This window comes from Halostella litorea (assembly GCF_004785955.1).
Classification (GTDB): Archaea; Halobacteriota; Halobacteria; order Halobacteriales; family Natronoarchaeaceae; genus Halostella; species Halostella litorea.
The window spans coordinates 356,415-377,116 of the sequence record NZ_SJER01000001.1 but is presented as its reverse complement, the minus strand read 5'-3'; the positions used below and the strand labels follow the sequence as shown (position 1 = coordinate 377,116).

17 protein-coding genes are annotated in these 20,702 nt (G+C 70.2%); 4 read left to right on the top strand and 13 right to left on the bottom strand.

Annotation, left to right across the window (positions count from 1 at the left end):
* Positions 1-2 precede the first annotated feature (2 nt).
* Together EYW40_RS07330 and EYW40_RS07325 are read right to left on the bottom strand one after the other, a co-directional pair.
* Positions 3-2,261 (bottom strand): NADP-dependent malic enzyme, encoded by a 2,259-nt coding sequence (locus EYW40_RS07330; RefSeq protein ID WP_135820971.1) that lies wholly within the window; start codon positions 2,259-2,261, stop codon positions 3-5.
* 66 nt (positions 2,262-2,327) lie between these two features.
* The gene (locus EYW40_RS07325; protein WP_135820970.1) at positions 2,328-3,404 is read right to left on the bottom strand and encodes a M24 family metallopeptidase; all 1,077 of its coding nucleotides are present in this window, start codon (positions 3,402-3,404) and stop codon (positions 2,328-2,330) included.
* Positions 3,405-3,533: 129 nt separating this feature from the next.
* Between EYW40_RS07325 and EYW40_RS07320 the strand changes: the two genes are divergently transcribed.
* Complete coding sequence (locus tag EYW40_RS07320; RefSeq protein ID WP_135820969.1) at positions 3,534-4,613, top strand: COX15/CtaA family protein; 1,080 nt, start codon at positions 3,534-3,536, stop codon at positions 4,611-4,613.
* Positions 4,614-4,831: 218 nt separating this feature from the next.
* Here the strand turns inward: EYW40_RS07320 and EYW40_RS07315 are convergent, their stop codons facing one another.
* Genes EYW40_RS07315 through EYW40_RS07305 form a run of 3 tightly spaced genes read right to left on the bottom strand, consistent with a single transcriptional unit; the run spans position 4,832 to position 6,932 of the window.
* A complete protein-coding gene (locus EYW40_RS07315; RefSeq protein WP_135820968.1) occupies positions 4,832-6,283 on the bottom strand; it encodes a replication factor C large subunit in 1,452 nt (483 codons plus the stop codon).
* A 43-nt stretch (positions 6,284-6,326) separates the two neighbouring features.
* Positions 6,327-6,701, bottom strand: a complete 375-nt coding sequence (locus tag EYW40_RS07310; protein WP_135820967.1) for a PIN domain-containing protein — start codon at positions 6,699-6,701, stop codon at positions 6,327-6,329.
* Positions 6,702-6,932 carry an AbrB/MazE/SpoVT family DNA-binding domain-containing protein gene (locus EYW40_RS07305; RefSeq protein WP_135820966.1) on the bottom strand — a complete coding sequence of 77 codons (231 nt, stop codon included), beginning with the start codon at positions 6,930-6,932 and terminating at the stop codon, positions 6,702-6,704.
* A 144-nt stretch (positions 6,933-7,076) separates the two neighbouring features.
* Here EYW40_RS07305 and EYW40_RS07300 point away from each other — a divergent pair, with 144 nt between their 5' ends.
* Both EYW40_RS07300 and EYW40_RS07295 read left to right on the top strand, forming a co-directional pair.
* Positions 7,077-7,823, top strand: coding sequence for a competence/damage-inducible protein A (locus EYW40_RS07300; RefSeq protein WP_135820965.1), 747 nt, complete (start codon positions 7,077-7,079; stop codon positions 7,821-7,823).
* Positions 7,824-8,046: 223 nt separating this feature from the next.
* A complete protein-coding gene (locus tag EYW40_RS07295) occupies positions 8,047-8,691 on the top strand; it encodes a GNAT family N-acetyltransferase (RefSeq protein ID WP_135820964.1) in 645 nt (214 codons plus the stop codon).
* A 10-nt stretch (positions 8,692-8,701) separates the two neighbouring features.
* On the opposite strand, the gene EYW40_RS07290 is transcribed toward EYW40_RS07295, so the two are convergent.
* Together EYW40_RS07290 and EYW40_RS07285 are read right to left on the bottom strand one after the other, a co-directional pair.
* On the bottom strand, positions 8,702-9,190 hold the full coding sequence (locus EYW40_RS07290) for a GNAT family N-acetyltransferase (protein ID WP_135820963.1): 489 nt from the start codon (positions 9,188-9,190) through the stop codon (positions 8,702-8,704).
* A gap of 77 nt (positions 9,191-9,267) precedes the next feature.
* Entirely contained in the window at positions 9,268-9,912 is a 645-nt protein-coding gene (locus EYW40_RS07285; RefSeq protein ID WP_135820962.1) for a metal-dependent hydrolase, read from the bottom strand.
* Between the two features lie 104 nt (positions 9,913-10,016).
* Here EYW40_RS07285 and EYW40_RS07280 point away from each other — a divergent pair, with 104 nt between their 5' ends.
* Positions 10,017-10,730, top strand: coding sequence for a helix-turn-helix domain-containing protein (locus EYW40_RS07280; RefSeq protein WP_135820961.1), 714 nt, complete (start codon positions 10,017-10,019; stop codon positions 10,728-10,730).
* A gap of 70 nt (positions 10,731-10,800) precedes the next feature.
* On the opposite strand, the gene EYW40_RS19920 is transcribed toward EYW40_RS07280, so the two are convergent.
* The 6 genes from EYW40_RS19920 to EYW40_RS07250 all read right to left on the bottom strand — a co-directional run bounded on the left by EYW40_RS19920 (position 10,801) and on the right by EYW40_RS07250 (position 20,698).
* A complete protein-coding gene (locus EYW40_RS19920; RefSeq protein ID WP_135820960.1) occupies positions 10,801-11,007 on the bottom strand; it encodes a hypothetical protein in 207 nt (68 codons plus the stop codon).
* 119 nt (positions 11,008-11,126) lie between these two features.
* On the bottom strand, positions 11,127-11,333 hold the full coding sequence (locus EYW40_RS07270) for a helix-turn-helix transcriptional regulator (protein WP_135820959.1): 207 nt from the start codon (positions 11,331-11,333) through the stop codon (positions 11,127-11,129).
* 1 nt (position 11,334) lies between these two features.
* Positions 11,335-11,724 carry a hypothetical protein gene (locus EYW40_RS07265; RefSeq protein ID WP_135820958.1) on the bottom strand — a complete coding sequence of 130 codons (390 nt, stop codon included), beginning with the start codon at positions 11,722-11,724 and terminating at the stop codon, positions 11,335-11,337.
* A 291-nt stretch (positions 11,725-12,015) separates the two neighbouring features.
* Complete coding sequence (locus EYW40_RS07260; protein WP_135820957.1) at positions 12,016-15,060, bottom strand: outer membrane protein assembly factor BamB family protein; 3,045 nt, start codon at positions 15,058-15,060, stop codon at positions 12,016-12,018.
* A 215-nt stretch (positions 15,061-15,275) separates the two neighbouring features.
* Positions 15,276-16,613: a hydroxymethylglutaryl-CoA synthase gene (gene hmgB / locus EYW40_RS07255; RefSeq protein ID WP_135820956.1), complete on the bottom strand. Its 1,338-nt coding sequence runs from the start codon at positions 16,611-16,613 to the stop codon at positions 15,276-15,278.
* Between the two features lie 62 nt (positions 16,614-16,675).
* Positions 16,676-20,698 carry a PKD domain-containing protein gene (locus EYW40_RS07250; RefSeq protein WP_135820955.1) on the bottom strand — a complete coding sequence of 1,341 codons (4,023 nt, stop codon included), beginning with the start codon at positions 20,696-20,698 and terminating at the stop codon, positions 16,676-16,678.
* Positions 20,699-20,702 lie beyond the last annotated feature (4 nt).

Here is a 20,702-nt window from a genome sequence, read left to right as displayed (position 1 = left end):
GGTTACTCCTCCTGCTGTGCGTCGACGACCGCGACGCCCGCCAGGTTGACGATGTCCTTGACCTCGTCGCCGCGCTGGAGGACGTGGACCGGCTCGTCCATGCCGACGAGCATCGGGCCGATGGCCTCCGCGCCGCCGAGGCGCTGGAGCAGTTTGTAGCCGATGTTGCCCGCTTCGAGGTTCGGGAACACCAGCACGTTCGCCGGGTCGTCGAGGTCCGAGAACTCGTAGGTGCCCTCGAGGATGTCCTCGACGACGGCGGTGTCGGCCTGCATCTCGCCGTCGACCGGGAAGTCAACCGAGGAGTCCTCGCGGAGCCGTCGGGCGGCCGCCCGGGGCTTTCGCGTCCCCTCGTTGTCGACGCTGCCGAAGTTGGAGTACGACAGCATCGCCGCGCGCGGCTCGACGTTGAACCGCCGGGCCAGCTCCGCGGTGTGTTTCGTCACCTCGGCCAGCACGTCCTCGTCGGGGTTCTGGTTGACGGTGGCGTCGGCGCAGAACACGACGCGGTTCTTGAACGTCAGCATGTAGACGCCGGCGGCGTAGTCGGCGTCCTCGGCGGTGCCGATCACCTGCAGCGGCGGCCGCAGGGCCGACGGGTAGTGGTGGGTCAGCCCCGTCAGCAGCGCGTCGGCGTCGCCCTGCTCGACCATCACGCTGCCGAAGTAGTTGGTGTCGCCCCGGACCAGTTCGCCCGCCTCCGTCTCCGTGATCCCCTTGCGCTGGCGGATCTCGTAGAGCCGGTCGGCGTACCCCTCGTAGTCGCCGTCGCTCGGGTCGGCGACTTCCGGGTCGAAGTCGAGGCCGAGGCGGCGCGTCGTCGTCCGGATGCTGTCCTCGTTGCCCAGCAGGACCGGCTCCGCGATCCCCTGGTCCTGGATCTGGTAGGCCGCGCGGATCATCTTCTCGTCGTCGCCGTCGGCCAGCGCGACGCGCTTGGGGTCGGACTTGGCCTTGTTGATGACGACCCGCATCATCTCGCGGGACTTGCCGAGGCGGGCCTCCAGCGTCTCGACGTAGGACTCGGTGTCCAGCTCCGAGCGGGCCGCGCCGGAGTCCATCGCGGCCTGCGCGACGGCGGGCGCGACCTCGAAGAGGACGCGGGGGTCCAGCGGCTTGGGGATGATGTAGTCGGGGCCGAACTGGAGGGGCTGGTCGCCGTAGGCTTTGACGACGGCGTCGGGGACGTCCTGGCGGGCGAGTTCCGCCAGCGCCTCCGCCGCGGCGACCTTCATGGCCTCGTTAATCTCGGTGGCGCGGACGTCCAGCGCCCCGCGGAAGATGAACGGGAACCCGAGGACGTTGTTGACCTGGTTGGGGTAGTCCGACCGCCCCGTCGCCATGATGACGTGGTCGTCCCGGGCCGATTTCGCGTCCTCGTAGGTGATCTCGGGGTCCGGGTTGGCCATCGCGAAGATGATCGGGTCGTCGCCCATCGAGCGGACCATCTCCTGGTCGACGATGCCGCCGATCGAGAGGCCGACGAACACGTCGGCCCCTTCCATCGCGTCGGAGAGGTCGCCCTCCGGCACGTCGCGGGCGAACTCCTGTTTGTACTCGTTGACGTCGCCGTCGCGGGCGCGGTCCTCGGTGATGATCCCCGAGGAGTCACACATCGTGATGTTCTCCTTGCGCGCGCCCAGCGAGACGTAGAAGCGGGCGGTCGCGATGGCGCTCGCGCCGGCCCCCGAGAAGACGATGTCGAGGTCGGATAGGTCCTTGCCGGCGATGTCGGCGGCGTTGAGCAGCGCCGCGCCCGAGATGATCGCCGTGCCGTGCTGGTCGTCGTGGAACACGGGGATCGACAGCTCCTCGCGGAGCCGCTCCTCGATGGTGAAGCAGTCCGGGGCGGCGATGTCCTCCAGGTTGATCCCCCCGAACGTCGGCTCCATGCTGACGACGGTGTCGACGAACGCCTCGGGGTCGTCCTCGTCCAGTTCGACGTCGAACACGTCGATGTCGGCGAAGCGCTTGAACAGCACCCCCTTCCCCTCCATCACCGGCTTCGACGCCTGCGCGCCGATGTCGCCCAGCCCCAGCACCGCCGAGCCGTTCGACACGACCCCGACGAGGTTCCCCTTCGCCGTGTAGCTGTACGCGTCCTCGGCGTCGTCGTTGATCGCCCGGCACGGCGCGGCGACGCCGGGCGAGTACGCCAGGCTCAGGTCGCGCTGTGTGTTCGTCGGCTTCGTCGTCGATATCTCTATCTTCCCGGGCGGCTCCTCCCGGTGATACTCCAGTGAGTCCTCGTCGAGTCCCATGGATGGAGAACGACACCAGCGGCCGATATAAATTTTGTCGAAGAAACAGTTCGACGGTCGTCGAACTCAGGGCGTGCGGAGGGCGTGGCGTTCCACCGTCGCGTCGCGGTCGACCGCCTCGACCTCCTCGGTCGGCCACCGGCCGGTCCGGGTGAGCGTCTCGAACCCGTCCTCGGTGACCAGCACCGTGTCCTCGCTTTTCGCGCCCTGCACGGTCGGGTTCCAAGCGTAGCCCATCGGCGTCGTGACGGGGGCGTCGCTGTCGGGCGTGGCGATCCACTCGCGGCCGTCGAAGCCCGCCGCGCCGCCCTGGTGGTGCCTGCGCCATTCGCCCTCGTAGCCGACGGCGGCGTACGCGTCCTGCACCGCCTCGAACACGGTGCCGGCATCGTCGCCGTTCGCCGCCGCCTCCCGCGTCGCCGCCAGCGCCGTCGCCTCGACGGTCATCGCTGCGTCGTGGCGGTCCGCCAGCCACTCCGGCGGGTCGAACGCGACCGTCCGGGTGAGGCTGGCGTGGAGCCCGTCGCGCTCCGCGGTGACCGACAGCAGCGCGTAGTCGCCGAGCGGCTCCCCCTTCGGCGTGTAGTGGCGGTACCGCTGGGCGCGCTCCGCGCCGCCGACGAGGACCACCGGGGCCTCGATGCCCCGGGCCGACAGCGCGACGCGCAGGGCGGAGGCGACCTCGTGTTCGGTGTCGTCCGGCTGGAGCTCGTCGCACACCGCCTCCACCGCGGCGGCCGCCGTCTGCCCGAGTTCGCGGTAGTTCTCCACGTCGTCGTCGGTCAGCGGCTGCCGGAGCGCGGACGCGTCGACCGCCTCGAACCCGGGCACGTCGAAGTCCGCGGCGGCCGGCTCGTCGGCGTGGGCCTTCACGCCGGCCGCCAGCGAGTCGGCGTACCAGTCGGTCTCGACCACGTCGACCCCGTCGTCGAGTTCCTCCGCGGCGAGCCGCGGCGCTTCGATGTTGTCCGTGACGACCGTCACGCCGTCGCCGTCGTAGCCCGCCGCCGCGACACCCACGTCGCCCTCCCGGTCGACGACGTTCGAGCCGCCGGTGAGCCACGCGAACCCGTTCGGCCGCGCGAACCAGACTGATTCGAGGTCGTTCGCTGTCAGGTACTCGTCGAGTCGCGCCCCTCTCATACCCGGAACCTGCGTGCACCCGCTCTTGAACCCACCGCAACGCCGCGGCTCCCGCTCGCCCCGTCAGCCCCCGTTCGACGATCGAACCGGGCGACCTAAGTGCGCGAGCACCCGAGTTTCGGGGAACGGATGTCCCTCGCAACCTCCGGTGCAGACGGCGACGCCACCGCCGGGTCGGGCGGCGACGACCGCTTCCGGGGCCTCGCCGTCGCGACGGCGATCACCACGTTCCTGCTGATCCTGATCGGCATCTACACCGCGTCCGCCGGCTTCGGCCTCACCTGCGAGACGCGCTGGCCGCTCTGTGACGGCGCGGTGTTCGGGCTGTTCCCGGCGAACTGGGGCAGCTTCGTCGAGTGGTTCCACCGCCTCGTGGCGATGACCGCCGGCTTCATGATCCTCGGGCTGGCCGCGTCGGCCTGGCGCGGCGGCCGCCCGCGCCGGGTGCGATACGCGACGGCGCTTGCCACGCTCGTCCTCCCGAGCCAGATAATCCTCGGCGCGCTGACCGTGACGGAGTACGAACTGCTGATCCTCGCCGCGCACTTCACGACCGCCCTGCTCATCTTCCTCCCGCTCGTCGCCGTCGCCGCCTGGGCCGTCGACGGGGCGAGCGACGCGGCCGACCGCCTGGGCTGGTACGCCGGCGTCCCGCCGGTGCTCCTCGCGGCCGCCATCGCCGTCGCGGCCTGGACGCTCCCCGACGGCTCCGTCGCCGAGCGTGTCGGCCTCGTCGCCGGCACCGCGCTGCCGCTTGGCGTCGCCTCGCTCGCGTCGGGGCCGGCGGTGCGGGCGCTCGCCGCCCGGAGCCGCCCGTCCCGGGCGCGCACGGCGACCGGCGGCGCGCTCGTCCTCCTCGTCGCCGGTGTCGCGCTCACGCCCGGCCTCCTCGCCGCGACGCTGTCCGGCACCATCGCCTACTACGCCGCGTCGTTGGCCGCGCTCGCCGCGCTGCTGGCCGCCGGGCTCTGGGTCGCGGACGCGGACGCCGACGGCTCGCTCCGGACGGTCCGGCTCGGGGCGTTCGCCGCGGCCGGGCTCCTCGCGGTCCAGTTGGTCGTCAGCCGCGTCCTGTTCTCCGTGGACACGACGACGGTGCTCGCCGTGCTCAACGTCGTCGTGCTCGGCGTCGCCGTCGCCGTCTACCGGCTGAGCGCCCGGCTCGACGGCTCCGGGGCGTCGGCCGGGCGTGCCGCGGGCGGCGACTGACGCCGCCCCCACGTGGCCGTTTCACGGTCCTATCGCTCCCTTGGGTACAGAATCCGAACAGCGACTTCGGCGTCACGGGGCAGCGTGACTGCAACCGTGGCGAACAGGCGGCCTCGGCTGGCGCGAAGCGGTCGGCCGCGCTCCCGCGAACCGCTCCGCGGCGGGCGTCAGGTCTCGCCGCGGGCTGGCCGCCCGCTCCGATGTAAACCCTCGGACGGTCACATGAAGTCGTCGAGGCCGGACTGGCCGTCGTCCTCGGCGGCGTCGCCCGCGTCGTCGGGTTCGCCGGCGTCGTCCGTCGCGGTTCCGTCGTCGGAGTCGTCGGCCGCGGGCGGGTCGTCCGCCGCGGCGTCCCGGACCGCGCCCTCGAACGCGCCGCCCGCGTTGTCCTCGATCGCCTCGTCGCGCAGCGCCTGCGCGTCCTCGACGATCCCCTGAACCTTGTTCGTCGTCTCGCCGCTCCCGGTGACGAAGGAGACGTCGCTCTCGTCCAGATCGTAGGCGGCGGCCATCGCGACGGTGAGTTCGCGGTTCTTGCAGTGGTGAGTCATCGTCGCGAGGAAGGGAAGGACCTCGCGGCGGGCGGTGCCGATGCTCGTCCCGGAGCGTTCGGCTATCTCGCGGGCGATCCGGTCGCGCTGCTTGCGCGTCCCGCTCGTGCGCCCGAGCTTCGACCAGTAGCTCGGCGGGCCGTAGCGCGTCCACCCGCCCTTGCTCTCCTTTCGGGCGGCCGCGACGCCGGCGGTCATGTTGTCGCCCGCGTAGCGCCAGTAGGAGTAGTCCTGCGTCGCCCGCACGCGGCCGAGCCAGCGGTCGGCGTTGGCGAGGAAGCCGTAGGCGTCGGCGAGTTCGTCGCCATGGTAGTCCTTCGGCATGTTGTCCTCGATCCAGTTTATCATGTCGTCGGGCGTCTCGTCGACGTCGTATGAGGCGTACAGCGCCTCCTGGGCGTCGAGGTTCTTGATCACGTCGTCGAGGAAGTCGAAGATGCCCTCCGTCTCGTCGCGGGAGCCGGTGACGACGTCGTCCTCGGTGAGCCGCTCGGCCTCCTCGGCCAGCGCCTGCAGGTCGTTGACCGCCGAGCGCAGGTCGCCGCTGGTGCTGTCGGCGATGGCCTCCAGCGCGGCGTCCTCGAACTCCACGCCCTCCTGCCGGCAGATGTCCCGGAGGACCGGGACGATGGAGCGCGAGGAGACGTCGCGGAACTCGATCTCCCGGCACGCGCTCCGGAGGCTGTCGCTCATGTCGTAGAACTCGTTCGCGACGAGGACGACCGGCTGGTCGGCCTCCTTCACGACGTTCGTGACCGCGCGGGAGCCGCCGTAGTCGGCGTTGCCGTGGAAGTTGTCCGCCTCGTCGAGGATGAGCAGGCGGCGGCCGGACTCGCCGGCGGTGAGCGTGCCGGTCCGCGATGCCTCGCCGGCGATCCGCTCGACCACGTCGCCCGTGCGGCTGTCGCTGGCGTTGAGTTCCATCACCGGCCACCCCATGTCGTTGGCCAGCGCGTGGGCGGCGGACGTCTTGCCGACGCCGGGGCTACCGTGGACGATGGCGGCCTTCCGGTGGTCCTCCCACGTCTCGGCCCACTCCTTCAGCTCGTCGCGGGCTTTGTTGTTCCCGCGGACCTCCGACAGCGTCGTCGGGCGGTACTTCTCCGTCCAGTCAGCCATTACCGCGTAGTTGGGAGCTACCGCGTTTAGTGGTTGCGGAGCGTCAGTCCTCGACCCCGTCCGTCAGGTCCAGCCTCGGAGCGAACCCCTCGTACGCTCCGTCGCTGGAAACGACGGTGTCACCATCCGACTCCACTAGGTGGAGCGCGTCGAACGGGGTGAAGTCGTGGTCTTCGACGTAGGTCGCCGCCGCGACGACCGTGTCGACGTCGCCGCGAACCTCGACGAGTTCGGCGGCGTTCGTGACGACGCGTTCCGCGTCCCGGTCCTCGCGGTAGGCGACCAACAGGAGTTCGATGAGGGTGAACTGGGACGTCCAGAGCTCGTCCCGGTGGTCACGATAGACGCTTTCGGCCGCGTCGCCGAGCCAGTCCTCGTCCTTGACGAGCGCGAGGAGGAAGTCCGTCTCCGCGTACATTCAGCGTCCCGCCCCGTCCAACGCGGCGTCGCGTGCCTCCTCGCGGAGGTCGGACGCGGACTTCTCGACGTCGGCGAACTCGTCCCGGAGCGCGTCCAGCGGGTCCTCGGAGACGGGAACGAGCTTGATACCGTCGTGGAGGTCGACGATACGGTAGCGGTCACCGTACCGCTCCCGCAGTTCCTTCGGGAGGGTCAACCGGCCGCGGTCGTCCAGCGTCGCGTCGGACATACGTGCGCGTTCGGTGGGCAAACATAAGAACGTTCCCCGGGTCGCGTCACGTACCCATTCAAGCTTGAACGCGTACGGCTACGTGCCGGGGAGACGGGGTCGCCGCCCGCAAGACGTAGGCCCGTCGCCGCCCGATCCGGACGCATGGACGTCGCGATCATCACCGTGGGGGACGAGATACTCGCCGGCGACACGACGAACACCAACGCGGCGTGGCTCGCTGAGGAGATCGCGGACCGCGGCAGCCGCGTCCGCCGGATCCTCACCGTCCCGGACGACCGGTCGGTCATCGCCGCCCGCGTCCGCGAGTGGTCGGCCGCGTTCGACGCCGTCCTCGTCACCGGCGGGCTGGGCGGGACGCCGGACGACGTGACGATGGAGGCCGTCGCCGACGCGCTGGACCGCCCGCTGGTCGTCGACGGGGACGAGCGCGAGCGCCTCGTCGAGAAGGCCCGCGAGTTCCGCGAGGAGAACCCGGAACTGGCCGCGGAGTACGACCTCGACCTGGACTTCGACGCCGCGGCGTCGCTCCCCGAGGGGGCACGCCCGCTGGCGACGGACGCCGGCTGGGTGCCGGGCTGTGTCGCCGGGAACGTCTACGTGTTCCCCGGCTTCCCCGACGAGATGCGGGCGATGTTCGACCTCGCCGCCGAGGAGTTCGTCGGCGACGCCGTCTCCGAGACCGTCTGGACGCCGACGCCGGAGGGCGCGCTCGGTCCCGTGCTGGACGGCGTCGACGAGCGGTTCGACGTGGCCGTTGGCAGCTACCCGGGCAAGGGCGAGCGGCCGGGCCGGCTGAAAGTCACCGGCACCGACTCCGACGAAGTCGCCGCCGCGGTGGCGTGGATCGAGGGGGAACTGGACACCGTGGACGCGCCGCCCGGGGAGTAGCGCGCCGGGCGGCGTCCGAGCCGCCTACGTCCGGTTTCGTATCGCGGCGCGTGGTTGATCGGCCCCGGCTGGCCGACGCCGCCGTCACAGCACCCGTCCGGCCGACCCGTCCAGAACGTTTAACACACCGTGGGTGGAAGCCCGGACCCGATGGTCCCCGACACAGGAGCGGCCGGCCGCGCCCGCCACGGCCGTTCGAGCCGCACCAGCGTGGTGTTTCGCGATGGCTGAGGTCCCGGAACCTGGCGGGAGCGCGCCGTTCCCGGAGACGATCCGCACCGACCGCCTCCGGATCGAGCGGCTCTGTCACGACGCCGTCGACCTGCAGGAGTACTACCGGATCTGCTCGGCCGACGACGACATCGACGAGGTGACGGAGTTCCTCTCGTGGGAGCCCCACGACTCCATCCGCGAGACGAAGGCGTTCGTCGACATGGTAGAGCGCCAGTGGGAGAACGGCGAGAGCGCCGCCTACCTCCTCCGGCCCCGCGAGCCGGAGCCGGGGGCGGGCGACATCGCCGGGGGAACCGGCATGACGGTCGACTGGGAGCGCGGAACCGGGACCCTCGGCATCTGGCTCCGCAAGCGCTTCTGGGGGCGCGGGTACGCCGGCGAGCGAGCCGCCGCGTTCGTCGAACTCGCCTTCGAGCGCCTGGGGCTGGATCGGGTCGCCGTCGAGCACCGCGTCGGCAACGAGCGCTCGCGCCGCGCGGTCGAGAAGTACGTCGACCGCTTCGGCGGGAGCTACGACGGCCGCCAGCGCAACTGGGCGGTCAAGGCCGACGAGGTCCGCGAGCAACACCGCTACACGATAAGCCGGGAGCAGTACCGCCGGAGCCGGGACCGCCGGCGCGAGGTGACCGCGTGATGGCCGGCACTCAGAGGTCGCGGGCGACCATCTCGCCCCACTGCTCGAAGCCGTAGCGGTCGTAGAACGCCCCCGCGCGGTCGTTTTTCGGGTCCACGTCGAGTACGATCCGGTCGAGCGGCAGGTCCTGACCGCGGGCCGTCGCGATCACGGCCTCGATGAGGTCGTCGGCGACGCCGGTGCCCCGGTGTTCGGGGGCGACGTATATCTCGTTGAGGACCGCGGCGTCCCAGATCATCGACAGGCGTTCGGGGAGGACGAAGGCGTAGCCGACGACGCCGTCGCCGTCGTCCGCGACGACCACGCAGTCCGAGTCGTCAGCGACGCACCGGTCGACCCAGTCGAGGTACCGCTCCCGGTACGCGTCGGTGAGTTTGCCCTCGTACGCCGCTTCCTTTTCCTCGCCGCCGGTGTTCGCGCCGAGGCCGCGCTCGAAGGCGCGCTTGCACTCCCATAGCCCCACGGCGTCGCGCCCGGGGTCGTACGCTCGGAGCTCCATGTCGGCCCGTCCGCGCTCCGCCGTGTTCACTCCCGCGGTCCCGGCAGGCGCGGGCGGTCCGGTTCCTGTCCGCAGGCTCAATCCCGCGACCGCAGCAGGCGGCCGCCGACCGCGACGGCGCTCGCGAGGACGACGGCCAGCTGGTCGCCGTTGGCGACGACCGGGAAGATACGCTCGGGGGCCGGCTCGCCGCCCCCGCCCGCGTCGGACCCGGGGGTACCCGGCTCGGGGTCGACGCCGGTGTAGAACTGCGTCTCGCTCGTCGACCCCCGGGCGGACTCCTCGATGTCCACGAACGTCTGGACGACCCCGCGGTCGGTGGAGTAGAACAGTTCCCCGTCGAACGCGTAGAACTGGTCGTGGACCGGATAGAGGAGGTTCACGCCGTTGAACGTCGCGTCGGGGACGATCCCGGCGAGCGTCACGGCCGCGACCGCCGTCCAGGCCACGCTGACGCCGTACGACCCCCACCGGTCACGGAGCGCCGACCGCTCCCGGACGCGGGTGTCGTAGTAGATCCCCGCGGCGACGGCGCCCGGCAGCAACAGCGTGTGGAAGGCGGCGCGGTGCGCGCCGACGACGTACCATCCGAGGAACACGTCGAGGTCGATGAACACGACCGCGCCGACCGCGACCGCCAGCGCCCGGCCGTCGAACGCCGCCCCGAGGAGGGTACAGGCGACCAGCCCCGCAAGCGCGGCGTGAAACACTGTCGATGGCACGCCCGCCAGTAGCGCCCCGGGACGTATCAGTTTTCGCCGGGGTTCGTCGTCCGTCGAACGCCGGTTTCGGTACACCTATAAGCCGATCAGCCGACCCGGGTGGCATGGACCGGACGGACGACCCGCGCCGCGACCTCGCCGAGAAGGTCGCGGGCGAGATCACGCTCAGCGACGACCCCGGCGCGACGATCCGGAAGTGGCGCACAGACTTCGACGTCTCCCAGACGGACCTGGCCTCGGAACTCGGCGTCTCCTCGTCGGTGATAAGTGACTACGAGAGCGGCCGCCGGGAGAGCCCCGGCATCGGCGTCGTCGAGCGCGTCGTCGGTGGCCTGCTCGACATCGACGAGCGCCGCGGCGGTGACCGCATCCGGCAGTACGCCCGCGTCATCTCCGCCGGGTTCGAGAGCGACATCGTCCAGGACCTGCGGGAGTACTCCACGACCGTCCCCCTGGAGCGGTTCTACGACGCCGTCGACGCGACCGAACTCGTCCGCGGCGCGGGCGACCGCATCAGCGGCCACACCGTCATCGACTCCATCGAGGCGATCACCCGCCTCTCCAGCGAGGAGTTCTACCGGCTCTACGGCCAGAGCACGAACCGCGCGCTCGTCTTCACGGGGATCACCCGCGGCGAGTCGCCGCTCGTCGCCATGCGCGTCGTCAACCCGACGCCGAACGCCGTCGTCCTCCACGGCATCTCCGAGGAGGAACTGTGGGACCACGCGCCGGACCTCGCCGCCATCGACGACTTCGCGCTCGCCGTCACCGACGCCGATCTGGACGACATGCTGGACGCGATGCGCGAGTTGCCGTAGTCCGCCGCGGGCCCGTTCGTCCCCGGCCGTTCCCTCTCCTCGACTGCACGCGCCCGCGGTGGGTGGCCGTTTACCGGTCGGACGTCACGAACGTGTGGACCAGCGTGAGCACGGAACACACCGCGAGCAGCGGGTACGGGTCCCCGGTCCGTCCCGCGTGGTAGGCGGCGACCACCCCCGCCAGAACCCCCAGCAGCAACGCGCCGACCTCAGTCCATCCGTTGACGACGACCTTCGGAACTCCTTCGTCGACGGTGGACGGCGATCCCTCGGTCATCGTTCAAGTCCCTCCGTTCCCGGGCGGCATCTCGGCATCGCCCGCGCCTGTCCGTCGCCCGTCTTCGTGGTCGGTTCGACTCCGTGCGCGTTCGCCGCGTGGACCGTCGCTGGCATGGATCAGTCGGCCTCCTCCGGTTCGTACGTGAAGATGTCCTCGATGCTGCAGTCGAAGTAGCGCGCGAGTTTGAACGCCAGTTCGAGCGAGGGGTCGTACCGCCCCCGCTCGGTCGCGTTTATCGTCTGTCTCGCGACGTCGAGTTCCTTCGCCAGTTCCTCCTGGGTGACGTCGGCTTTCGCGCGCCAGACCTTCAGATCGTTTTTCATACTAGATGTGCCGGCGATTGTACTCCATCGCCCCGACGAACGCGACGAGCCCCACCGCCTGCACGCCCAGGAGGGCGTGCGGCGCGGACACCGTGCCGTCGTAGTGGTCGAGCGAGAGCATCAGCGACGACGACACGCCGAGCATCAACAGCCAGGCGACGGAGCACGCCCGCTGCGTGATCCGTTGCATGCGCTCGTCGCTCAGCATCCGACCCCATATCCTGTCGTCGAAGAACAGCCACATCGCGTACAGCGTCCCCCAACTGACGACGGAGCCGCCGACCGCGAGGCCGAACGCCCGCTCCGGGGACACCACGTCGGCGCCGACCGTCGCGACGCCGAGTCCGATCACGATAACGACGAGGGGAACGTCGCGCTTGAGTTCTACCATCGTGTATCAGACATGCTTGACACAGTGTAATAAATTCTTTCCAATTCGGAGTAGAGTAGTTCCATTACGTCGTGGAAAACTGTCACCGCGGCGGTCGTCGGGGGAACGCTACGCTTCGGCCGGTCGGTCGCCGGTTCGGCGTCGGCGTCCGCCGCGAGGCAGCCGCCCACCACACAGCAACCGGCGGCGAGGCTACACAGGAGGGTCCGTCTGCGCATACGCGGGGCTTCCGACGATTCGGTAAACCCTTTCTGGGATCACGGACGGCCGGGGGCGGGTCCGTGGAACGGGCTACCCGTCCTCGTCGTCCAGCCGGCGCTTCAGCAGGTATCCCAGGCTGCCGATCCCCGCGAGCGCCGACCCGACCCCCATGCCGGGCGTCCCGGAATCGACCGAGGACTCCTCGTCCTCCGCCCCGTCCGACCCGGCCGTCGAGGGATCGGACGACGAGTCGGGTGAGGCGGCGTCATCTGTGACCGTCGATCCCCCGCCGTCCGTGCCCCCGGTCCCGTCCGCGGTCGTCCCGCCCCCGGTCGTCCCGTCCGCCGGCGTGGTGTCGGCCGTCGTCTCCGTGGTCGTCCCCGCGGTCGTCGTCCCGGCCGGTCCGTCGGGCGCTTCCGTCGTGGCGGTCGCGGCCCGCTGGCTCCACGCCCCGTGGTGGCCCGTCGTGCCGAGTTCGACGCGCGAGTCGACGCTCGACCCGTCGACGCCGGCGTCGAGCGCGTAGAGGAAGCCGGCGGTGGAGCCGACGTAGACGACGCCGTCGACGACCGTCGGCGAGGACGCCACGCCGCCCCGCACCGCGAAGGTCCACGCCGCCTCGCCGGACCCGGCGTCGAGCGCGACCAGTCGCCCGCCGCCTAACCCGACGAAGACGGTGCCGCCGGCGACCGTCGGCGACGACTCGACGACCGTGGTCGGGTCGCCCTGGTGGCTCCACTGGCGGTCCCCGGTCGCCGCGTCGAGCGCGTACAGCGTGTTCGACTGGGTCTTGACGTACACCGTCCCGCCGGCCACGGTCGGCGTCGAGTTGACCGGGTCGGCCCCGCCGTCGACCGTCGCCTCGAACGTCCACTCCGGGGCCCCGGACACCGCGTCGACCGCGTGGACGACGCCGTCGTCGCCGCCGATGTACAGGGTGCCGTCGGCGACCGTCGGTGCCGAATCCGGGCTTCCCTCCACGCCGTAGCTCCACCGCCGCTCGCCCGACGCCACCTCGTAGGCGAGCAGCCCGTCGGTCCTGTCGACGCCGTACACCAGCCCGTCGGCGGCGGTGATGGCGACGCCGGTCCAGTCGACGTTCCGGCGCATCAACTCGTCGCCCGTCGCCGCGTCCAGCCAGTAGAGCGTGCTCCGGTCCTTCGTGAACAGCACGTCGCCGTACCGCGTCGGCGACATGCTGTCCCAGGCGTTCATGTCGAGGTCAGTCCGCCAGGACTCCCGCCCCTCGTCGGCGTCGACGGCGATGGCCGTCCCCGTGATGGGGAGGGTGAGGTAGACCGTCCCGTCGACGACGTTCGCGGCGCTCCCGCCGACGTAGGCGTCCCGGCGGTCGCGCCCGGTCGTCCGGGTGCCGCCCGACTCCGTGTCGAACGTCCACTCGGCCTCGCCGCTCGCCGCGTCGACCGCGTACAGGTTCGGCTCGCAGCCGGCGAGGTCTGGCTTGGTCCCGACGTACACCGTGCCGTCGACGACCGTCGGGGCCGCCCACACCCGGTCCAGGGTCTGGAACCGCCACCGCTTCCGCGGCCGGTCTATCGGTTCGGGGTAGTCGCCCGAACGGGTCCCCCACTGCGTCTCGAAGTCGAGTTCGGGCATGTTCCCCGGGGCGGCCGAGCCCTGCATCGCGCCGGTCGAGAGCCCGACCAGGTTCCGGCCGCTCCCGTCGCCGACCGCGGCGGCCTGGCCAGTCGCGTCGTGGTCCCAGTAGGAGTTCCGCGGCACCGCGTCCTCGTCATCGTCGTCGTTGGTCCCGACGATGCCGCCCCCGTCGCGTTCCTTCGCGGTCACCGGGCCCGCCGCGAACGACTCGGTCACCGCCCGGTAGTTGCTCCCGACGACCCCGCCGGCGATGATATCCGCCTCGACCGCCGCGGTCGCGTACGACGCCGCGACGGTGCCGTAGTTCTCGCCGGCGACGCCGCCGCCGGACACCGTCGGGTCGCCGTCCGGCGACTCGCCGACGACCCGGCCCGACGCGCCACACTGGCCGATCGTGCCGTCGTTCCGGCCGGCGACCCCGCCGAAGCCCGAGGTCCCGGCGACCGCCCCGCTCGACGACGCGCGGGTCGCCTCGGCGCCCGTGTTCAGTTGCCCCACCACGCCGCCCACCGACTCGTAGCCGGTCACGTCGTTTTCCGCCGTCGACTCCGTCACCTCGCCCCGGCAGTTGCCGACGAGGCCGCCGACGTGTTCGGCCCCATTGACCGCCCCGGAAGCGCGCGACCCCAGGACGACGCCGGACGCGTAGCCGACGAGGCCGCCGACGTTCTCCGCGGAGCCGGAGCCAGTGACCGCTCCCTCCGCGGCGCAGTACGACGCCTCCCCGCCGAGCACGCCGACCAGCCCGCCGAGGCCGGTGCTCGGACGGCCCTCGCCGGTGACCGGGCCGGTCGCGGTGGACCGGTGAACCCGACTGTTCGCCAGCCCGACCAGCCCGCCGACCGTGAACCCGCCGGTGACGCTCCCCGAGGCGGAACACTCCGAGACGTATCCGGCGTCCTTGCCGACGAGTCCGCCCAGCCGCCCGTCGCCGGTCACGGTACAGGACGACTCCGACCGCTCGACGCAGCCGCCGTTCTCACCCAGGAGCCCCCCGGTCAGCTCCCGGCCCTCGACGGTGCCGCTTGCGGACACGCCGGTGACGCTCCCCCGGTTTACGCCCGCGAGAGCCCCGACGCGCGCCGCCCCGCGGACGGTCGCGCCGTCGAGCGAGAGGTCGGCGACGTACCCGCCCGCCGCGGCCGCAGTTCCGCCGGACCCGCCGGTGCGGGAGCCGACGACGGAGAACAGCCCGACGCCCTGCGTTCCGCGCCCGTCTATCGTCAGCCCGGTGATCACGTGGCCGTCGCCCACGAGGCTGCCGACGAAGGGCTCGTCCGCGGAGCCCAGCGGCCGGAAGTCGACCCCCGACGCGTCGATGTCGGCGGCGAGCACGTAATCCCCGGCGAGGTCGTCCTCGATGGCCCGTAGCCCCTCGACGGAGCTTATCTCCTGGGCGTCCTCCTGCGCGGGCCGGTCGCCGCCCCCGACGGCGCTCGCGCTCCCCAGCAGCCCGGCGACCGTTCCCGCGCCGGCGGTCTTGAGGAGGGTCCGCCGTCCGACCCGGCCTGTCATGCGCACGGCCACACCCCCTCGGGGGGCGAAGCCGCGTCCGTCCGACCGGTCCACGTTCCGTCGACGACTCGGCCGGACGACGGTCCGACCGCGATACGAACAGCCATAGTATTGGAAACGTGAGAAGTAACGCCGGCAAAAAACCCCTCGCTACGTAGGTAGCGTCCCGAATGGGGATCCGGCAGCCGTACGGGAACGCCGTGCTCGCCCGTCGCTTACTCCACGTACTCGTACTGGCGCTCGCCCATCCGGCCCCAGCCGGTGAACGCGAACTCGCCGTCGGGCGTCGTGAGCGGGTCGAGGTCGGTGTCCTTGTCGTGGTTGTGCGCGTCGTGGATCGACTCGTACTCCGCGAAGGTGAGGTCGTGGCGGGCGTCTATCTGCTCGTCGACGTTCATCGCGCGGACCTCCTTCTCCCACCCCTCGACGACCGTCTCGGCGTGGATCTCGGCCTGCGCGCCGCTCCCGTAGGAGCCCACGAGCAGGCGCTGCCCGGCCAGGTCGACGTCGTTCTCGAGGGCGTGTCGGAGCGCGCTGGCGCGAGCGAGGTGGACGGAGCCGGTGTACCAGTTGCCGACCTCCCGCGAGATGGACAGCGTCGGCTCGATGGTGTCGCCGTACCAGTCGCGGTACACGTCGGTCCCCTTCAGCGCGTCCATGTACTCGCGGACGGCCTCCTCGTAGGCCTCCTCGTCGTCGAACGCCTCGCGGCGGGGCTGGCGGCCGATCTCCCCGGCGAGGTCGTCCTCGACGGGCGTGTCGCGGATCATGTGCCGGTAGCCCAGCAGGCCGGCCTTGCGGACCATGCCCGGGAACGGCGTGTGGAACGGGATGTACGCGTAGTCGTCGGGATGGGTCTCGCCGGCGACGCTCTCGAAGTCCTCCAGCGCCTCGCGCATGCGGGCGAGGTACACCTGCATCGAGCGCTTGCCGTCGACGCTCGGGAACTGCTGTTGGGGCTTGAGGAAGTCGGTCTCGTCGGCGCTGCCGTACCCCTGCTCCGTGCTGATCTCGACGACCGACGGGTCCTCGTCGATGAGCATGGCCACCGCGCCCGCGCCCTGCGTCGCCTCGCCGGGGTCGTCCCGGGCGTACAGCGCGGTGTCGGTCGCGATGACCAGCGCCGCCCGCCCGCGGTTTCGCCCCGCGCGGATCCAGTTGTACGCGTCGTCGACCGCCTGCGTGGCGGCGACGCAGGCGAACTTCCGCTCGCCCTTGTTCGCGTGGTGGAAGTCGCCGTCGTACACCTGCTCCAGACAGCCCGCGACGTACGTCGAAACCGGCTTCGAGTTGTCGAACGCGCTCTCGGTCGCCACGTCGATCCGGCCGACGTCCTCGGGTTCCAGCCCCTTGCGCTCCATCAGCCGGTGGGCCGCGTTGGCCCCCATCGTGACGATGTCCTCGTAGCTGTCCGGGAACGAACTCGCGTTCAGCCCCAGCCCCTTCGTGTACTTCTCCGGGTCCTCCTCCTTCGCCGGCGCGAAGGTGTTGGGCAAGTCGAGTTTGAGCCGCCCAGTCCGGATCTCGACGGCGTCGATGCCGACTGCGGTCATACCCTAGCGGTCGACCGGGCCGTATAAGTTATTGTCGACTGGGGTTTCGACGGGCGTCGATCTCAGTACGGGTCCGACGCGGTGAACGTGGTGGTTTCGACGCTTCCGTCCGCGTAGATGATCCGGATAGTGACGGTTTCGCCGACCATGTCGACGGTGTTCCCGCCGTCGTCGACGAACTCGAACATGGATATCGTCGCATCGGTCCCCGACGGAACGGTTGCGCTCTGGTTGAGCGGCGTCACCTGCCCGATGGCCAACCTGTTCTGGTTTTCCTCGTAACTGGGCGGCCCGGACATGTCGAGATAGCCCGCATCCTGGGAGTCGACGTTTATCTCGTACTGCCCGGCACCGGTCCCGGTCTGGTTTTCGAACACCGCGGTCGCAGTCGTGCTCGTCGATGCGACGACGACGGTGTCGATGATGGCCGTGGACCCGCCGTCGTTGGTCGCGGTGATTTTCGCGGCGTCCGTGCTCCCCTGCGTCTCCGCCAGGCCGTTCGAGAAGGTGAACTGACCCGCACTGCTGCCGCCGGTGCCGTCGGCGGTGTCGGTGACCTCCCGCTGTGTCGTCTGTCCGGCCAGGTCCGAGGCGGTGATGCGGATCGTGTACTCACAGGAGCGTGAAGAGCCACACTGGCTCCCGTCGGTCAGGGTGACTGTCTGGTTGGCCCCGGTAGCGGAGTCGACAGTCCCGTCGTTCACGTGAACGAGTTCAACAGTGACGCTGTCGAGGGTCGCGTCGGAGACGACGTTTGTGACCCCGTACTCGGTCTTGTACTTCCCGCTCCCACCGACGTTGCTGCTCTGATCGGTCACGGTGAACTCCCTGACGACCGGCGGTTGCGTGTCCTTGAGCACCTCGTTGCTCTGGGTCGTGTACCCGCTGGGGTTCTCGTTGCCGAGGTCGTCGACGATCCGCGCGGTCGCAGTGATGCCGCCGGCGGCGTTCGGGTTGGCGTCGTTCAGTCCGGAGACGTCGATCCCGGTGATGGTCGTCGTCACCGTTCCGCTCCCCGTCTGCGTCGGCACGCTCTCGACGACCGTGTTACCGTCGTTGTCGGCGAGTTCGACGTACACCGTCCCGCCGTCCGAGTCGGGGTTGCTCACGTCGACTTCGACGGTCACCGAACTCTGGTTGCTCGCGCTGATGGGGTCCGTGACGATGCGGACGCCGCCGGGGTCGTTCGGTTGCTTCGTGTCGACGACCACGCTGTTCGAGGTGTTCGCCGTCATCGCCTTCCCGCCCTCGTCCTCGGCGTCGGCGACCGCGATGGTCGAGACGACGTCCTCGTCGTCGTCCGCGAGCGTGAACTCGCTCCGCCACGTGGTGTCGTTCACCCACCCGCCGTTGGTCGCGAGCGAGGAGTTGTACGTCCCGCTGCTACCGAGTCCGCCCAGGCCGACGGACGGCGCGACCGCCGTGTTCATCGTCTCGTTGAAACGGACGGTTACGGTGTGCGTACTGCCCACGTCCGACTGACTCAGCGGCGCGTTCGCGACGGTGACCGACCTCACGCCCGGCGGCGCGTTCGTCCCGCCGAAGAACGTGCCTTCATCCTGGGTCTCCCAGTCGCTGGCCTGGTTCGTGTCGATGTAGTCCCCGTCGGCGTTCGTCCGCCGGACGGCCACCTCGCCGGCGCCCACTTCGACGTTCCAGCCGTTCGACGTCTGGACGCCGCTGCCACCGGGTTCCACGTACGCGAACTCGTCGGCGGTCGTCCCGCTACTGTCGACCAGTTCGATGGGATCGCCGCCGTTCGCCAGCCGCGTTTCGAGGGTGTACACCTTGCTCCGGTCGACGCCCCACGTACTCGCGAAGGTGTCGGGGTTCCGGGCGAAGTACACCGTCCCGTTGAGCGTCTCGGCGGGCAGTTGCGTGACCTGGCCGTCGTCGTCCCTGATCTCCCAGCCCGTCGTGTCCGTGGCGAGGCTGAAGTTCACCCGGACGAACTCTCCGCTGCTGTCGTCCAGTTCGGTCGGATCCGGCTCGACGGCGGTGACGAGGCCGCGTGCGCGGACCGTGACGTCCTGCTCGTACGTGTCGGATGCTCCGTTGCCGTCGGTCACCGTCAGCGTGACCGTGTACGTCCCCGGGGCACTGTAGGTGTGCGTCGGGGTCTCGCCGCTGCCGGTCGTCCCGTCGCCGAACTCCCAGTCGTAGCTCGTGATCGATCCGTCGGGGTCGCTGGAGCCCGACGCGTCGAACGAGACGCTTTCACCGACGGGCGGCGTCGACGGCGAGACGGTGAACGACGCCGTCGGTCGCTGGTTGTCGACCTGCACGGTTCGGGTGGCCGTATCGGTGCGCCCGCTGTCGTCGGTCACCGTCAGCGTGACCGTGTAGCTCCCGCTACTGCTGTACGTGTGCGTCTCGGTCTCGCCGCTGTCGGTCGTCCCGTCGCCGAAGTCCCAGTCGTAACTCACGATCGAGCCGTTGGAGGCGGTGGAGCCAGACGCGTCGAAGTCGACGGTCTGTCCGGTCTGGGGGTTCGAGTCCGAGACGGTGAACGACGCCGACACCGCCGAGGTCGTGACGTTTTCGACGTTGACGTCGATGCGGTCGCTGCTACCGCTGCTGAGAACGTACACGGCGACCGTCCCGTTGTCGTTCCCGGTCAGGTTCGTCCAGACCCGCCCGTTCGCGGTGTCGGTCGTCGATTTGGGGCTGACGTCCGCGACGCCGCTGTCGTTGACGCGGAAGTCGACGTCGACGTTGTCGATGTTGTCGTTTGCGCTCCCGTCCAACGCTATCGTGTCGCCATCGCTTGCCCCCACGTCCCAGGTACAGCTCTCGGCGTCGCAGTTCGTCAGAGCGGCTCCGCCGTTTGAGGAGTTGAGGGCGGGATTATTCCAGGTGATCGTGTACGCGCTGCTGCTCGATCCGTTCCCCGAATTCACCGTCTTGACCGTGTACGAAACGCGTTTGTCCGGATCCGGTGCGGCACTGATGTTGGCTTCGATGGTGTCGGTCGTCGCGCTGCTCGGAGCCTGATACGTGACGGTAGCCCGCCCCTGAGCTCCGCTCGTCGCCGTGACTTCCTGTGCAGTTCGCGACCCATTGTCGAGCGTGCCGCTGCCGCTCACGCTCAGGTTCACCGTCTCCCCGCTCACGGGGTTGTTGAATCGATCGCGGACTTCGACGGTGATCTCCTGTGAGCCGTCCGTCTGGACTGTTCCACCGCCCTCGACGTCCGTAAGGTACAGATCCTCGGTTTCCTCGGTCACGCCCGAGCCGACGCCGACCTTCGCCATCCGTAGGTTGTACGTCTTCGACCCGTCAAGCTGGATGGTGAGTTCGTTGAACTCGCCTGGACCGTTCTTCTGGTAACTGGTCCCGACGACGTTGCCGTCGGTCCGGGCCTCCGAGAGCGCCTCGTCCCAGGTGGCTTTGTTCAACTGGGTCGGGATGGTGATGTTGATCGGCTTCGACCCGTCCCGGCCGGTGACCGCGACCGCGTTCTGCGACGTGCTGACCGCCCGGACGGAGACCGACGCGCTCCCCGAGGCCGACGTCGAGAGGCTCCCGTTGAGCGCGACGAGCGTGATCTGTCGGCCGTCGACGATCCGCTGGTCCGAGAGGGTGACGTTCGCGCCGTCGAAGCGGTTGTACAGCAGCGACTGCTCGTACACCGTCGTGGGCGCGTTTCGATACTCGCTGTACTGCGGTTCGTACTCGATCGCGCCGGTGTCGAACGTCCGGGCGTCGCCGTTCCAGTAGTCGTTGGTCTCGCCGGCCGCCTTCGCGTTGTCGACGGTGATGTTCACGTCGTCGGTGCCGGTGCCGACCGTCCGCAGGCTTCCGCTGGGCGCGGGCGGGTTGACGAACAGCGTACGGGAGGGGAACCGCGTGCCGAGGTCGACGGTGACCGCCTTCCCGTTGCCGCCGCCGGGGACGGAGACGACGGCGTTCCGGAGCTCCTGGAGCTGGCCCTGGACCTCCTGGTTGTGGTTGTACTCGACCTCGGCGTTCTGGTCGGGGACGACGGTGGCCTGATAGAGGGCCATCGAGACGATGATCATGCCGAACAGCAGCGTCGCTCCGACCTGGATCGCCGCTGCTCGTTCGTCGCCCCCGAACTGCATGGAG